At 66.8% G+C, this 14427-nt stretch carries 15 protein-coding genes; 3 read left to right on the top strand and 12 right to left on the bottom strand.

Annotated elements, in window-relative coordinates:
* Positions 1–16: 16 nt before the first annotated feature.
* The 4 genes from NED98_RS16825 to NED98_RS16810 form a co-directional block, all read right to left on the bottom strand.
* Positions 17–1240 carry a dicarboxylate/amino acid:cation symporter gene (locus NED98_RS16825; protein WP_265313763.1) on the bottom strand — a complete coding sequence of 408 codons (1224 nt, stop codon included), beginning with the start codon at positions 1238–1240 and terminating at the stop codon, positions 17–19.
* 114 nt (positions 1241–1354) lie between these two features.
* Positions 1355–2674: an LLM class flavin-dependent oxidoreductase gene (locus NED98_RS16820; RefSeq protein WP_432423338.1), complete on the bottom strand. Its 1320-nt coding sequence runs from the start codon at positions 2672–2674 to the stop codon at positions 1355–1357.
* Positions 2671–3372: an SDR family NAD(P)-dependent oxidoreductase gene (locus NED98_RS16815; protein ID WP_265313761.1), complete on the bottom strand. Its 702-nt coding sequence runs from the start codon at positions 3370–3372 to the stop codon at positions 2671–2673. The genes NED98_RS16820 and NED98_RS16815 overlap by 4 nt, the downstream gene beginning before the upstream one ends.
* 25 nt (positions 3373–3397) lie before the next feature.
* Positions 3398–3679, bottom strand: a complete 282-nt coding sequence (locus NED98_RS16810) for a hypothetical protein (protein WP_265313760.1) — start codon at positions 3677–3679, stop codon at positions 3398–3400.
* Positions 3680–4002: 323 nt separating this feature from the next.
* On the opposite strand from NED98_RS16810, the gene NED98_RS16805 reads away from it, so the two are divergent.
* Positions 4003–4848, top strand: a complete 846-nt coding sequence (locus NED98_RS16805) for a CmcJ/NvfI family oxidoreductase (protein ID WP_265313759.1) — start codon at positions 4003–4005, stop codon at positions 4846–4848.
* Between the two features lie 45 nt (positions 4849–4893).
* On the opposite strand, the gene NED98_RS16800 is transcribed toward NED98_RS16805, so the two are convergent.
* Genes NED98_RS16800 through NED98_RS16785 form a run of 4 tightly spaced genes read right to left on the bottom strand, consistent with a single transcriptional unit; the run spans position 4894 to position 7342 of the window.
* The gene (locus NED98_RS16800; RefSeq protein WP_265313758.1) at positions 4894–5475 is read right to left on the bottom strand and encodes a YceI family protein; all 582 of its coding nucleotides are present in this window, start codon (positions 5473–5475) and stop codon (positions 4894–4896) included.
* 12 nt (positions 5476–5487) lie between these two features.
* Positions 5488–6084, bottom strand: coding sequence for a cytochrome b (locus NED98_RS16795; protein ID WP_265313757.1), 597 nt, complete (start codon positions 6082–6084; stop codon positions 5488–5490).
* Positions 6081–6698, bottom strand: a complete 618-nt coding sequence (locus NED98_RS16790) for a YceI family protein (protein ID WP_265313756.1) — start codon at positions 6696–6698, stop codon at positions 6081–6083. The genes NED98_RS16795 and NED98_RS16790 overlap by 4 nt, the downstream gene beginning before the upstream one ends.
* Positions 6699–6733: 35 nt before the next feature.
* Positions 6734–7342 carry an FMN-dependent NADH-azoreductase gene (locus NED98_RS16785; protein ID WP_179513886.1) on the bottom strand — a complete coding sequence of 203 codons (609 nt, stop codon included), beginning with the start codon at positions 7340–7342 and terminating at the stop codon, positions 6734–6736.
* A 108-nt stretch (positions 7343–7450) separates the two neighbouring features.
* On the opposite strand from NED98_RS16785, the gene NED98_RS16780 reads away from it, so the two are divergent.
* On the top strand, positions 7451–8392 hold the full coding sequence (locus tag NED98_RS16780; RefSeq protein ID WP_265313755.1) for a LysR family transcriptional regulator: 942 nt from the start codon (positions 7451–7453) through the stop codon (positions 8390–8392).
* Here the strand turns inward: NED98_RS16780 and NED98_RS16775 are convergent.
* Positions 8389–9633, bottom strand: coding sequence for an acyl-CoA dehydrogenase family protein (locus NED98_RS16775; protein WP_265313754.1), 1245 nt, complete (start codon positions 9631–9633; stop codon positions 8389–8391). The two genes, NED98_RS16780 and NED98_RS16775, sit on opposite strands and share 4 nt — an antisense overlap.
* A 75-nt stretch (positions 9634–9708) precedes the next feature.
* A complete protein-coding gene (locus NED98_RS16770) occupies positions 9709–10629 on the bottom strand; it encodes a LysR family transcriptional regulator (RefSeq protein ID WP_265313753.1) in 921 nt (306 codons plus the stop codon).
* Positions 10630–10767: 138 nt separating this feature from the next.
* Between NED98_RS16770 and NED98_RS16765 the strand changes: the two genes are divergently transcribed.
* Positions 10768–13137, top strand: coding sequence for a transketolase (locus NED98_RS16765; protein ID WP_265313752.1), 2370 nt, complete (start codon positions 10768–10770; stop codon positions 13135–13137).
* Here NED98_RS16765 and NED98_RS16760 read toward each other — a convergent pair.
* Both NED98_RS16760 and bdcA read right to left on the bottom strand, forming a co-directional pair.
* Entirely contained in the window at positions 13120–13542 is a 423-nt protein-coding gene (locus NED98_RS16760) for a VOC family protein (RefSeq protein ID WP_265313751.1), read from the bottom strand. The genes NED98_RS16765 and NED98_RS16760 overlap by 18 nt on opposite strands.
* Positions 13543–13619: 77 nt before the next feature.
* The gene (bdcA, locus tag NED98_RS16755; protein WP_265313750.1) at positions 13620–14333 is read right to left on the bottom strand and encodes an SDR family oxidoreductase; all 714 of its coding nucleotides are present in this window, start codon (positions 14331–14333) and stop codon (positions 13620–13622) included.
* Positions 14334–14427 lie beyond the last annotated feature (94 nt).

The following is a 14427-nucleotide window of genomic DNA, read 5'->3' as shown; positions in this document are numbered from 1 at the left end:
GCCGGCAATGCATCGGTCACGCGGCGGTTTCCCGTTCGCCGTCAGGCTCCTTTTCTGTCAGCAGCGTGGTCACCGCGACATCGGCGGTGACGTTTGCGGCCGTCGCGAACATATCGGGGATCGTGTCGACCGCCAGGAACAAGGGCAACAGGTCGATCGGCACGCCGACGGCGAGTGCGACCGGCGCATAGGCTGCGAAGAAACTGATCTGGTTGGGCAAGCCGGCGATCACGAGATTGTTGAGCACGGCGAGGACCGCGACGAGCGCCAGTTGCGCGACGGTCAGGTCGATACCGTTCAGTCTGGCAAGCGCCAGCACCGCAAGGCTGATCGCGGTCGGCGCGCTGATCCGGAAGAGAGCGACCGCGAGCGGGAGCACGGTGCCGGCATGCCGCTCGGGCAAGCCGAGCGCGCGCGCCGCATCGAGCATCGCGGGCAGCGAGGCGAGCGATGACTGCGTGCTGAAAGCGACCGACTGGGCGGGTAGCACGGCGCGCGCGAACGCCCGCAACGGGGTTCGGGCGAGGACCGCGACGAGCAGGACGAACGCCGTCAACAACACAATTCCGCCGACCACGCGGGCCGCAACATACCAGGCGAGCAGCGCGCCGACGCCCAGTCCGCTGCGCGCCGCAACGTCGAAGGCCAGCGCGAACACGCCCAGCGGCGCCACCAGCAGCACCCAGCCGATGATGACAAGCAGCGCGTCCGCAACGCCCTTGAAAAACTCGCCGATCGGCGCCGCACGCACCGCCTCGATGCGGCGCAACGCCACCGCGAACAGCAGCGCGAAGATAACGACCGGAACGATCGCTCCCTGCGCCGCCGAGGCGATCGGATTGACCGGGACCAGCGCGCGCAGGGTCTGTTCGAGCGGCGGCAGGCTCGGAACCTTGCCGCCGCCCGCGCGCATCGCGTCGAGCCCGGTGACGTCCCAGCCGCTGAACATCGTGGAACCGAGCGTGACCCCGAACAGCGCCGAGGCGAACAGGAAGACGGCGAATGTGCCGATCGCGCGCTGCGCGACCTTCGTCGATCCGCCGATATCGGATCCCGTGCCGATGCCGGTGACGATCAGCGCGAAGACGAGCGGGATGATCGGCATGCGCAGGGCATCGAGCCAAAGACCGCCGATCGTCTGCAATGCGGGCAGTACCGCGGTGTGCGGCCCCGCGAGATAACCGCCGATCAAGCCCGCGACCAGGCCGATCAGGATGCGTGCGGCTGTCGGCATCTTCATGCCGGCACCGCTCGACCCACGCCGGCGCCGTATCGATGCAGCGGAGACCGCGGGTAACCCGCGCGCGCGTCCGCCAGAAAAGAAGAGTTTTGAGATCATAGTGAGAGTGGGGTTCTAGCTGAAGAAGCGATTGGCGGGTCGCGGCAGCCCGAGGTGGTCGCGCAGCGTCGAACCCTCATACTCGCGCCGGAAGATGCCGCGGCGCTGCAATTCGGGCACCACGCGATCGACGAAGTCGTCCAGGCCGCCGGGCAGCCACGGAAACATGATGTTGAAACCGTCGGATGCGCGGGCTTCGAGCCATTCCTGCATCTGATCGGCGATCGTCTGTGGCGTGCCGACGAATGCGAGGCCCGAATAGCTGCCGGCCCGTGCCGCCAGCTCGCGGATCGTGAGGTTCTCGCGGCGGGCAAGTTCGACGATGCGCTCGCGCGCGCTCTGGCTGGCGTTGGTCGGCGGGATTTCGGGCAGGGGCCCGTCCGGGTCGTAGCCGGACACGTCATGCCCGAGCATCCCCGACAGCGAATGAATGCCGCTGTCATAATGGACCAGGCTGTCGAGATGCGCGCGCTTGGCCTTTGCCTCCTCGACCGTGTCGCCCACCACCACGAACGCGGCCGGCAACACCCGCAGCAACTCGGGGTCGCGGCCGTTCTCCGTCATCCGGCGGCGGATATCGGTATGGAACGCCTGTGCGCGCTCGATCGAGGATTCCGCGGCGAAGATGACTTCGGCGGTCGCCCCCGCCAGCGCCCGGCCGGCCTCGGAGGCGCCGGCCTGCACGATCACCGGCCAGCCCTGCGCCGGCCGGGCGATATTGAGCGGGCCGCGCACCGAGAGGTACTTGCCCTTGTGATCCAGGACACGGAGCTTGGCGGGGTCGAAATAGATGCCGGTCTCGGCGTCGCGAATGAAGGCATCGTCCGCGAAACTGTCCCACAGGCCGGTGACGACATCGTAGAATTCGCGCGCCCGGGCGTAGCGTTCGTCATGATCGATCTCATCGTCATAGCCGAAATTGAGCGCAGCGTCGGGATTGGCGGTGGTGACGATGTTCCAGCCGGTGCGGCCGCCGCTGATATGATCGAGCGACGCGAACCGGCGCGCGATGTGATAGGGCTCGTCGAACGTGGTGGAGGCGGTCGCGATCAGCCCGATCCGCTCGGTCGCCCCGGCCAGCGCCGAAAGCAGTGTGAACGGCTCGAACGAGGTGACGGTATGGCTGCGCTTCAACGCGTCGACCGGCATGTTCAGGACCGCGAGATGGTCCGCCATGAAAAAGGCGTCGAACTTCGCCGCTTCGAGCCGCTGGATAAAGCGCTTGAGCAGCGGGAAGTTGAAGTTGGCGTCGCGGGCCGCCCCCGGATAACGCCAGGCGCCGGTGTGGATGCTGACCGGGCGCATGAAGGCGCCGAGATGAAGCTGTCGCATCAGAAATTCTCCACCCAGGGCCGAAGCTCGATCTCCCAGCTCCACGCGCTGCGCGGCTGGCGCAGCACGTCGAGATAGGTTTGAGCGATCGCGCCGGGATCCAGCGTGGAGTCCGGGCGCTCGGCGGGGTCGGGACGCGTCGCGCTGCGCACCGCGCCGTCGATCACGAAATGCGCGACATGGATGCCCTGCGGCGCCAGTTCGCGCGCCGCGCTCTGTGCCAGCCCACGCAACCCGAACTTGCCGATGGCGAATGCCGATGAATGGGCGAAACCTTTGACGCTCGCCGTAGCGCCGGTCAGCAGGATCGCGCCCTGGCCGCGCGGGATGAGCCGCCTCGCCGCTTGCTGCACTACAAGGAAGGCGCCCCAGGAGGAGACTTCGATGGCGCGGCGAACCAGCTCGGCATCCAGATCGATGATCGGCCCACGGACGCGGCCGCTCGCATTGTAGAGGACGATCTCGGGCACGCCGATGGCGGCTTCGGTCTGTTCGAACAGACGGTTGACCGCCGCCGGATCGGTGGTATCGGCGGCGAACGCCAAGGCGCCGGTCTCGTCGGAAAGCGGCGCCAGCCGGTCAGCGTTTCGGGCCGCCGCCGCGACCTTCACCCCAGCCCTCGACAGGGCACGGGTGACCGATGCGCTGATCCCGGATCCGGCGCCCACGATCAGCGCGGTGCGATATGGAATAGGGCTCAAGCGGGTTTCGTCAACCATATCCACCTCACTTCGTGTGTTGAAGACACGAGCGCCGGACCCGGCGTCCCAGCCATTCCAGACCCAAAAGCTGCCACAAGCCGGCACGGCCGCTTGCCGGCAGCGTACAGAGCCGCGGTTCGTCGCTTGGACGGTCGATGGTCAGCGCATTGGCGCCGGTCTCCACCGCGACCAGTTCCCGGATGGTTGTCAGATGCCCGTCGCCGTCGCGAACCACCACATGAAGCGTGTGATAGGTCAGGCGACGCGATGCGCTGCAGGCGCCGATACCTGCGGGCTCCCGCGTCATCCGCCCGCAGCCTCCAGTTGACCGGCCATTCGATCGCTCCGTTAGCACCGCGCTATCATCGGCGTCGTCAATCTATCGCCGGGGAGAACGGATACGCCGCACAATTGCAACGCCGCGACAAAGATTTCCTATCAATTAGATGGGAATTGAATTTGATATGAGAGCGACGCCCATATGAGAACTGCTGCGGCGTTGCGCCGGCAGTCGGGCGATGATCAGCTCCGCTTATCAAGTGGCGGGGAGAATTAGGTCTGGTGCGATGTTGTCAGGTCTGAGGGACCGCCCAACATCTCCAGCGTGCAGACGATCGGAAAGGCGGACTTATGTCTGTTGCGACCAATCTCAAGCCTGACCATTCGGCGGCAAGCACCGTCGAGGCGACGTTGCAGTTCATCGAGCGAAGCGCGGAAAAACCCTATATTTATGCAGATCCGCCGCCGGAGGGCGTCGAACCGACGCGGGGCGATTATCGACCTCGGCCAGTGCGGATCGAGAACGCGCGACCCTTCGCGGACCGGCTGGATCTGGATATCGAGGGCGTGGCGCTGGCGTGGCGCCCGACCGCCGTTCGCGATTATTGGGACGAGGCGCAGACGCTTGCGCTGGGCCATCCCGAGGCGGCGGCGCTGGTGAGAGAGGTGACCGGCGCCTCGCGCGTGGTGGTATTCGACCACACCCTTCGCCGCCGCAGCGACGGCGCTGCCGATCGTACCGTCGGCGTCCCCAGGCAGCCCGCGACGCGTGTCCATGTCGACCAGACCGTCTGGTCCGGCCCCAAGCGGGTTCGGGAGATCATGGGTCAGGATTTTCATGCGCTCGGCAAGCGAGCCGCGATCATCAACGTCTGGCGGCCGATCGCCTATCCCGCGCGCGATTGGCCGCTGGTGATCGGCGACGCGCGCAGCATCGACGCGGACGATCTGATCGCCAGCGACCTGATCTTTCCCCATCGGCGCGGCGAAACCTATGCGCTCGCTTACGATCCCCGGCAGCGCTGGCTCTACGTGCCCGACCTCGCGCCCGACGAGGCGCTACTGATCAAATGCTGGGATTCGGATCCAGACGTTCCGCGCTTCGCGCCGCACAGCGCTTTCGAGGATCCGTCCACGCCGCCCGGAACGCCGCCGAGGCAAAGTATCGAGTTTCGGACGATCGCCTTTTTCGACTGACCCCGCCGAGCCCGATCGCGTGCGATCTTACCGAGATCGGCGCGTTCAGGGCGCTTTGGTCGCGTTGATCGAGATCACCACGTCGACCTTGCCGGCGACGGTGTCGGTGCCCTTGAACTGCCCCTGGCCGACGCCGAAGACCGTGCGATCGAGGCTGGCGCGACCGGTCATCGTCGCGGCATTGCCCTTGATCACGAGCTGGAACGGGATGCTGATCGGCCGGGAGATGTTGCGGATCTTGAGATCGCCGTCCAGGCGATAGCGATTACCGCCGAGGCTGGTGAACCGCCGGCTGACGAACACCGATTGCGGAAACAATTTCGTCGCGAACCAGTCGTCGGTCGGCAGCGCTTCGTCGCGCGACGCGTCGCCGGTGACGGCCGAGCCGGTGTCGACCACTACCCTGACCGACGAGGCGTCGAGACGCGCGGGATCGAAGCGGATCGCGGCGTTCCACCGCCGGAACTGGCCGTTGAACGGCTGGCCGCTCATCGCGCCGGTAAAGCCCAATCGCGAGCGCGCCGGATCGACCCGCCAGCCCGATACGGCGGGTGCGGCAATCGCGCCTTGTGCGGCGACGCCCAGCGTGAGCGCGGCAAGCGACAAAGCAACACCGGAACGGATCATGGGATATTCCTTTTAGCGGCTGACGCCGCCGATGAACGGCAGCATGTGGCGGATGACGCCGTCGCGGGTCAAGAACATGTGCTTCAGCGCGCCCGCGATATGCAGCGCGATCAGCGCCAGCGCGCCCCAGGCGAGCGCCATGTGAACCGCGCCGAAGCCCGCGTTGACGCTCGCCTTGGTGGCGGTCGGCAAATCGTGCAGCGGCAGATGCGGCCACGGCACGGTGTGAAACAGCAGGGTCGGGATGTTGAGCGGGCTGGTCGACACCACCACCCATCCGGTGAGCGGCATCCCGATCATGATCAGATAGAGCCCGACATGCGCGGCGCGCGCGAGGAACTTCTCCCACGCGGGCATCGCGGCGGGCAGCGCCGGCGGGCGATGCGTCAGCCGCCACCCGGCACGGGCGAGGCTGAGCAACAGCACGCTGATGCCGACCGACTTGTGGAGCTGGAACAGATTGAACTGCGCCAGCCCCTTGGCATCGTGCATCTCGAACCCGAGCACGAGATTCCACGCGATCAGCGCGGCGATCGCCCAGTGCAGGATGATCGCGACCGTGCTGTAGCGCGAGGGCGCCGTGCGCGCTGGGTTCGGGAAGGTCGTCATGCCACCTTTTTCTCGAACGCGGCGCTGATGATCAAGTGAACATCGTCGCCGACCATCGGGACATAGGTCGTCACGCCGAAGTCCGAACGCTTGATATCGCCCGATACCTCGAACCCGACCGTATAGGCCTTGTCGAGCGGATTGACGCCGGCGGCGTTGAACCTCGCCTTGAGCACGACGGGCCTGGTCACGCCGTGCAGCGTCAGATTACCCGCGATATCCGCGCTGTTGGCGCCGGTCCTGGTGATGCGGGTCGAGCGGAAGCGGATCGTGTCGTATTTCGCGACATCGAACCATTTGTCGCCCTTGAGCTCGTCATCGAGCTTGGCGTTGCTGGTGCTGATCGAGGCCGCGGGAACGGTGATGTCGACCTGGCTCTCGCCAAGCTTGGCGGGATCGAGCGTCAGCGACCCCGATGCGCCGGTGAACTCGCCATACCAGGTCGAGAAACCGAGGTGCGACACCGCGAAGAGCACCCGGGTATGATAGGGCTCGACGCCATAGGTACCGGCCTGCACCGCGGCGGGCGTGGTCGTGGCGCTCTGCGCGAGGACCAGCGCCGGCGTGACGAAGGCCGCCGCGAGCGCGGCGGCCTTGAGGGGGCGAAAGGTCAATTCTGTTCTCCTGTTGGGGGCGGATATGTCGCGGCTCACGCAGCGAGCTTGGCGATCTCGGCATGGGCGGCGGCGAGCGCCTGGTTGCGCTGCTCCTCGCCGATTGCGATGCCCTCGGCGCGGACGAAGGTGACGTCGGTGACGCCGAAGAAGTTGAACACCGCGCGGAGATATTTCTCCTGATAGTCGAACGCGGCCATCGCGGTGTCACCGCTGTAGAAGCCGCCGCGCGACGAAGCGACGATCACCTTCTTGCCGCCCGCGAGCCCCTCGGGGCCGTTCGCGGTATAGCGGAACGTCTTGCCCGCCACCGCCAGCCGGTCGATCCACGCCTTGAGCTGGCTGGGGATGCCGAAATTGTACATCGGCGCGCCGATCACGACGATATCGGCGGCAAGGAACGCATCGAGCGCCGCCGCCCCGGCGGCGACATCCTCGGCCAGTGCCGCGGTCTCGGGGACGACGCCCTGCCCGGCGGCGAGGTGCACGCCGGTGAGATGGCCGATCGCGTCGGTCGCGAGGTCGAGGCGCGTCACCTCGATCCCGGGATGCGCGGCGCGCTCGGCGGCAACGATCGCCTCGGAAAGCTGGCGGCTCACCGAAGCCGGGCCGAGGATGCTCGAATCGACATGCAGAAGTTTCATGGGTCCAATCCCTTCATCGGGTAAAATCACGATGGCGGGGAGTTAGGGATGCGCGTATCATCGTAATAGGATATATTACTCGATACAATCCATCTGGATCATAGATATATGCTTGAAGCCATCACGCTCGATCAGATGCGCACTTTGGTCGCGGCGGCCGACGAGGGTAGCTTCTCGGCGGCGGCGCGAAAGCTCGATCGTGCGCAATCGGTTGTCAGCCAGACGATCTCGGGGCTCGAGGTGCGGCTCAAGGTGACCTTGTTCGAGCGGGAAGGGCGCTATCCGATCCTCACCGAGGCAGGTGCTGCCCTGGTCAATGAGGCGCGTGCGGTGCTGCGCCAGGCGGACCAGTTCAAGGCGCGCGCGCGCGATCTCGCCAGCGGGGTCGAGCCCGAGCTGTCGATCGCGCTCGACGTGATGTTCCCGATCGAATTGTTCACCGCCGCGGTCAGTGATTTCGAGACGATGTTCCCCGATACCGCGCTGCGGGTGTACGTCGAAAATCTCGGCGCGGTGATCCAGCCGGTGCTCGACCGGCGCTGCTCGCTCGCGGTATCGGGCACCCTGCCGCTGTTCCCGCCCGAGCTGGCGCGCGAACGGCTGATCGCGCTTCGCCTCGTTCCCGTCGCCGCGCCGGCGCATCCGCTGGCGCGCGCACCGCATCCTTTGTCGCGCGACGACCTTGCCGGGCATATCCAGCTCGTGCTGACCGATCGCTCCTCGCTATCCGACGGCAAGCAATATGGTGTCCTCGCGACGCGGATCTGGCGGCTGGCCGATCTCGGCGCGAAACACGCCTTCCTGCGCGCGGGGCTCGGCTGGGGGAGCATGCCGTGGCCGATGGTTTATGGCGATCTTCAGTCCGGCCGGCTGGTCGAACTCGATATCGAGCGCGACACCTGGCCCGAGGGCGATCAGCTCGCGATGTTCGCGCTCCATCGCCACGACGCGCCGCCCGGCCCGGCCGGCCGCTGGCTGATCGAGCGCTTGCGCGATCGCGTGCTGCAATGCCCGGAACAGCGCGAGGGCGGGCCGGCCGCAGCGGGTTAGTGCAGCCCCAGTTCGTGTCGCCCGACCACCATATGATGAACCTCGTCCGGCCCGTCGGCGAAGCGCAGGTGGCGGACGTCGTGATAGAGTTCGGCGAGCGGGGTCCATTGCGAGATACCGGTCGCGCCGTGGAGCTGGATCGCCTGATCGATGATCTGGCAGGTCTTTTCGGGGATCATCGCCTTGGCGAGGCTGACCCACACGCGCGCCTCGCGGTTGCCGAGCACGTCCATCGCCTTGGCCGCCTTGAGCACGATCAGCCGCATCGCTTCGATCTCGATCCGCGCGCGCGAAACCAGTTCGAGATTCTTGCCGAGCATGATCAGCGAGCGGCCGAACGCCTCGCGTGAGCTGCCGCGCTTGACCATCAGATCGAGCGCCACTTCGGCCTTGCCGATCGTGCGCATGCAATGGTGGATGCGCCCCGGCCCGAGCCGGAGCTGCGAGATTTCGAACCCGCAGCCTTCGCCGAGCAGGATATTCTCGCGCGGCACGCGCACGTCGTTGAAGCGGATATGCATATGGCCGCGCGGCGCGTGATCCTCGCCGAACACATGCATCGGCCCGACGATCTCGACCCCCGGGGTGTCGATCGGCACCAGTATCTGTGATTGCTGCTGCGAAACCGGCCCCTCGTCGCTGGTCCGCACCATCGTAATCATCACCTTGCAGCGCGGATCGCCCGCGCCCGAGATGTAATATTTCTCGCCGTTGATCACCCATTGATCGCCGTCGAGCCGCGCGCGGGTGCGGATGTTCTTCGCATCCGACGAGGCGACGTCGGGCTCGGTCATCGCATAGGCCGAACGAATTTCGCCGGCGAGCAGCGGCTCCAGCCAGCGCTGCTTCTGCTCGGGGGTGCCGACGCGTTCGAGCACCTCCATATTCCCCGTATCTGGGGCCGAGCAGTTGAGCGTTTCCGACGCGAGCGGCGATTTGCCCAGTTCGGCGGCGATATAGGCGTAATCGAGGTTGCTCAGCCCTTGCCCGGTCTCATCGTCGGGCAGGAAGAAATTCCACAGCCCCGCGGCCTTGGCCTTGGCCTTGGCGGCGTCGAGCAGTTCGAGCTGCCCCGGCGCGAACGACCAGCGATCGGTGCGCCCTTCGCCCAACCGGAAATATTCCTCGGTGATCGGCGCGACATTTTCGGCGATGTGGCGCTTCACCGCCTCGAACAGCGGGCGTGCGGCCTCCGACATGCGCAGATCGTCGAGTTCCGGCAGCGTGAAGATATTGGACATGGCGATATCCCGATGATGGCATGTCGGGCCTATCGCGCGCGGCTTCATGCATCAAATGACGGGATCAGATAGATACTATGAATCCGGTGCATTGACGGACGCGACATCGACGATCACCTGGCGCAGCCACGCATTGCCGTGGTCGCGATCCGCCACCTCATGCCAATAGAGATTGAGCGCGCGCGGCACGACCTCGACCGGCAGCGGCAGCAATTGCAGATCGACGAACTGGCGCAGCGATTCGGCGTGCGAGAGCGGCAATGTGAGGATCAGATCCGACCCGGCGACGATATTCCACGCGGTCGCGACATGCTGGCAGCGCGCGACGATCCGTCGCTCGGCGCCCGCGTCGGCCAGTGCGTTGTCTTCAGGCCCGAGGCCGGCGGGTCGCGGCGAGGCGATGACATGGCCCGTCGCGAGATAGGCTTCCAGCGTCACGGCGCCGTGGATGCGCGGATGACCGTGCCGTGCCGCGACGACCAGCCGGTCGCTGCGCAGCGGGGCGGTGCGCAATGTCGCGGTCGCCTCGCTGGCGATGTCAAGCGCCAGATCGACCTCGCCGTGTGCCAATGCCTGCGCCAGTTCGCTGCGGCGGAAATCGGCGCTGACGATCTGCACGCCGGGGGCATCGGCGGTGACCCGCGCGACGATATCGCTGAAGAAGCGCACCTCGGTGGTCGGGCGCATCGCGATGCGGAAGGTGCGGTCGCTCGATCGCGGATCGAAATCCGATGCGGTGACCACCGCGAGTTCGACGCTGCGCAGCGCGGTGCGGACCGGCTCGATGATCGATCGCGCGAGCGCGGTGGGGACGAGCCCGCTGCCGACCCGCACGAACAATTGGTCGCCGAAGTCGCGCCGCAACCGCCCGAGCGCGTGGCTGATCGCGGATTGCGACAGATTGAGGTGACGCGCCGCCAGCGTCACGCTGGCGCGCGAATAGATCGCCTCGAACACCGTGAGCAGATTGAGGTCGAAGCGCGAATTCAGTTTCAATCGAAAGGTCCGGATATCGGGGGTCGGCATCATTACATAGCGAAGCCGGGCTGGATACGGGTTCCTCCGCGGTCGCACCGCATCGGCCGTATCGAACCCCCTTCCGCGCGATGCCCCCGCGCGGCTATTCGTGGCGATATGAACAAACCCGCTATTTCCCGCGCCCCCACCGCGATCGACCCCGCCACCGTCGCGCTGCTCGAGGCGATCGAAACCCGGCTGCGCTGGCTCGCGGTCTGGACGATCCACAATGCCAACCACATCCGCGAAAGCCGCGACGGGGTGAAGGTCGGCGGGCATCAGGCGAGCTGCGCGTCAATCACGACGATCATGACCGCGCTCTATTTCGCTGCTTTGGGGCCGAACGACCGGGTCGCGGTCAAGCCACATGCCGGCCCGGTGCTCCACGCGATCCATTATCTGCTTGGCCAGCAGACGCGCGACGCGCTCGAACGGTTTCGCGGGCTGGGCGGGGCGCAAAGCTATCCGAGCCGTACCAAGGATGCGATCCCGGTCGATTTCTCGACCGGTTCGGTCGGGCTGGGCGTGGCGATCACCGCCTTCGCCAGCCTCGTCCAGGATTATCTTGTCGCGCACGGCCAGCTCGCCGAGCGCGATACCGGCCGGATGATCGCGCTGATGGGCGATGCCGAGCTCGACGAAGGCAATATCTACGAATGCCTGATCGAGGCCTATAAGCACGATATCCGCAATTGCTGGTGGATCGTCGACTATAACCGCCAGAGCCTCGACGCGACGACCGCGGACCGGATGTTCCGGCGCTTCGACGATATCTTCGAAACCTGCGGCTGGCGGGTGATCACCTTGAAGCATGGCAAGCGCCAGCGCGCGGTGTTCGCGCAGCCCGGCGGGGCGGCGATCGCCGAGTGGATCGATGCCTGCCCCAATGCCGATTTCGCCGCGCTGACCTATCAGGGCGGGTCGGCGTGGCGCGCGCGGCTCAACGCCGATCTGGCCGATCGACCCGATACGCTGGCGCTGATCGCCTCGTTCGACGATGCCGCGCTCGCCGCGCTGATGACCAATCTCGGGGGGCATTGCATCGAAACCTTGCTCGACGCCTTCGCGCGCGCGCAGGACGATGTCCCGACGCTGTTCATCGCTTATACGGTGAAGGGCTATGGCCTGCCGCTCGCCGGGCATAAGGACAATCACGCCGGGCTGATGAATCCGGGGCAGGTCGGGCAGTTGCGCGACAGCCTGGGCATCGCGCCGGGGGACGAATGGACGCCGTTCGCCGGGGTGGGCGACAATCTCGCAGCCGAGATGCGCGATTTCCTCGCGCGCAGCCCGCTCGCGGCGCCGCATCGGCCCGCGCCTGCCGCGCCGGTTCCCGTGCCTGCGACGCTGCCGGTGCCCGACGGCGAGACGCTGTCGACCCAGGCGGCGTTCGGGCGGATCCTGCTCGATCTCGCCAAAAATCCCGAGGCGGATGCGCGCGCGCTCGCCGCGCGCGTCGTCACCACCTCGCCCGACGTCACCGTCTCGACCAACCTCGGCGCGTTCGTCAACCAGCGCGGGCTGTTCCGCCGGCAGGAGCTGGCCGACGTCTTCGCCGCCGCGCGCATCCCGAGCGCGCAGAAATGGGGCGGGCACGGCGCGGGCCAGCATATCGAGCTCGGTATCGCCGAGAATAACCTGTTCCTGATGCTCGCCGCACTCGGGCTCGCCGCGCCATTGTTCGGCACGCGGCTGATCCCGGTCGGGACGGTCTATGATCCGTTCATTTCGCGCGGGCTCGATGCGCTCAATTACGGTTGCTATCAGGATTCGCGCTTCCTCTTGGTGGCGACGCCCTCCGGGGTGACGCTCGGGCCGGAGGGCGGCGCGCATCAGTCGATCAACACCCCGCTGATCGGGATGGGGCAGCCTGGCCTTACCTATTTCGAGCCCGCCTTCGCCGACGAACTGGCGGCGATCATGCGCTGGTCGTTCGCGCATCTGCAGGCGGCGGACGGCGGCTCGGTCTACCTGCGGCTGTCGAGCCGCGCGATCCCGCAGGTCGCGCGCGCCGACGATTGCTGGGTCGGGGATGCGCTCAAGGGCGGTTATTGGCTGATTCCGCCGACCGGCCCGCGCGATGCGGCGATCGCCTTCACCGGGGCGATCACCCCGGAGGTACTCGAAGCGCATGCGCTGGTCGCCGACGATCTGCCGGGGCTCGGGCTGCTGATGATCACCTCGGCCGATCTGCTTCATCGCGGCTGGTCAGCGCGGCACGCGGGGCGCTGGACCGACGGCGCGCGGGAGCCGTCGCATGTCGAAACCCTGCTCGATGCGCTCGCCGACGGCGCCGGCCTCGTGACGGTGATCGACGGGGCGCCGTCGAGCCTGTCGTGGCTGGGGGCGGTGCGCGGGATGCGGGTCAGCCCGCTCGGCATCGACCGCTTCGGGCAGACCGGCGATCTCCCCGATCTCTACCGCCGCTATCGGCTCGACGCCGAGGCGATCGTCGATGCGCTTGCCGAACTAGCGCTCCCGAAATAGCGCCTCGACATTGTTGCCGTCGGGATCGAGGAGGAAGGCGGCGTAATAGCCCGGCGGATAACCGCCGGTGCGCAACCCGGGGCGTCCGTTGTCGACGCCCCCGGCGGCGAGTCCCGCCTCGTGGAAGGCATCGACCTGCGCCCGGCTGGTCGCGCGAAACGCGTTATGCTGCTTGACGCCGTGGGGGTGGAAGACGTCGATCCAGAACATCGGATAATCGATGCCGAACGCGACCCCGCCGAGATCATCGTCGCCTTTGTCGGCCGGGCCGAAGGTCCGCGAGATGCGCATGATCGCGCTCGCGCCAAGCGGCGCCAGCACCGCTTCGTAGAAATCCGCCGAACGGTGGATGTCCGAAACGCCGATGCCGGTGTGGTCGATCAGCCAGTTTCGCACGTTCGTCATAGGCGGCTCCCGGATCGGCGCGATATCTGCCGGGGAGGAGGATATATTTTTCCGCCTCCCCGGCCAGCCCGTTGCGATCAGGCGCCGAACCCGCCGTCGATCGTGTGGAGCGCGCCGGTGACGATCCCGGCGTCCGGCCCGGCGAGATAGGCGACCATCGCCGCGATCTCCTCGCCGGTGGCGTGGCGCTTGATCGCCATGAATTCGTGCATGAACCCGCTCATCGGTCCGTCGCCCGGGTTCATGTCGGTATCGGTCGGCCCCGGCTGGACGATGTTGACAGTGATGCCGCGCGCGCCGAAATCGCGCGCCAGACCGCGGGCCATCCCCTGCAGCGCCGATTTGGTCATCGCATAGGCCGCCCCGCCGGCGAACGGCATGCGATCGCCGTTGACCGAGCCGATCACGATGATCCGACCCCCGTCGCGCATCTGCCGCGCGGCTTCGACCGCGGCATGATAAGGGGCGCGGACGTTGATATCGATCATCCGGTCGACCGCATCGGCGTCGGTCTCGAGCGGATCGCCCATCACCAAGGTGCCGGCGTTGACGACGAGGATATCGAGCGCGCCGCGCCCCTTGACCAGGTCAACCACCGCGGCGCGATCCGCGGCATCCGAGCGGATCGCGGTGGCGCCGGTCTCCGACGCGAGCGCCGCGGCGGCGTCGGCCGACCCGGCATAGCTGAACGCGACCTCGGCGCCGCTGCGCGCAAGGCGGCGGACGATCGCGGCGCCGATGCCGCGGCTGCCGCCGATGACGAGGACATTCTTGTCGGCGAATTCGGTCATCTTCCCATTCCTTTCGATGCCGGTGCGGATCCTATCGCACCGGTGTGTCTGGACAGCGAAATGGCGCAGCGGCATTGTCTGCACTAGCCGGCGA

The organism is Sphingomonas lycopersici, assembly GCF_026130605.1.
Taxonomy (GTDB): Bacteria; Pseudomonadota; Alphaproteobacteria; order Sphingomonadales; family Sphingomonadaceae; genus Sphingomonas; species Sphingomonas lycopersici.
Note: the sequence above shows the minus strand (reverse complement) of the source record. Positions and strands in the feature narration are given on the sequence as shown.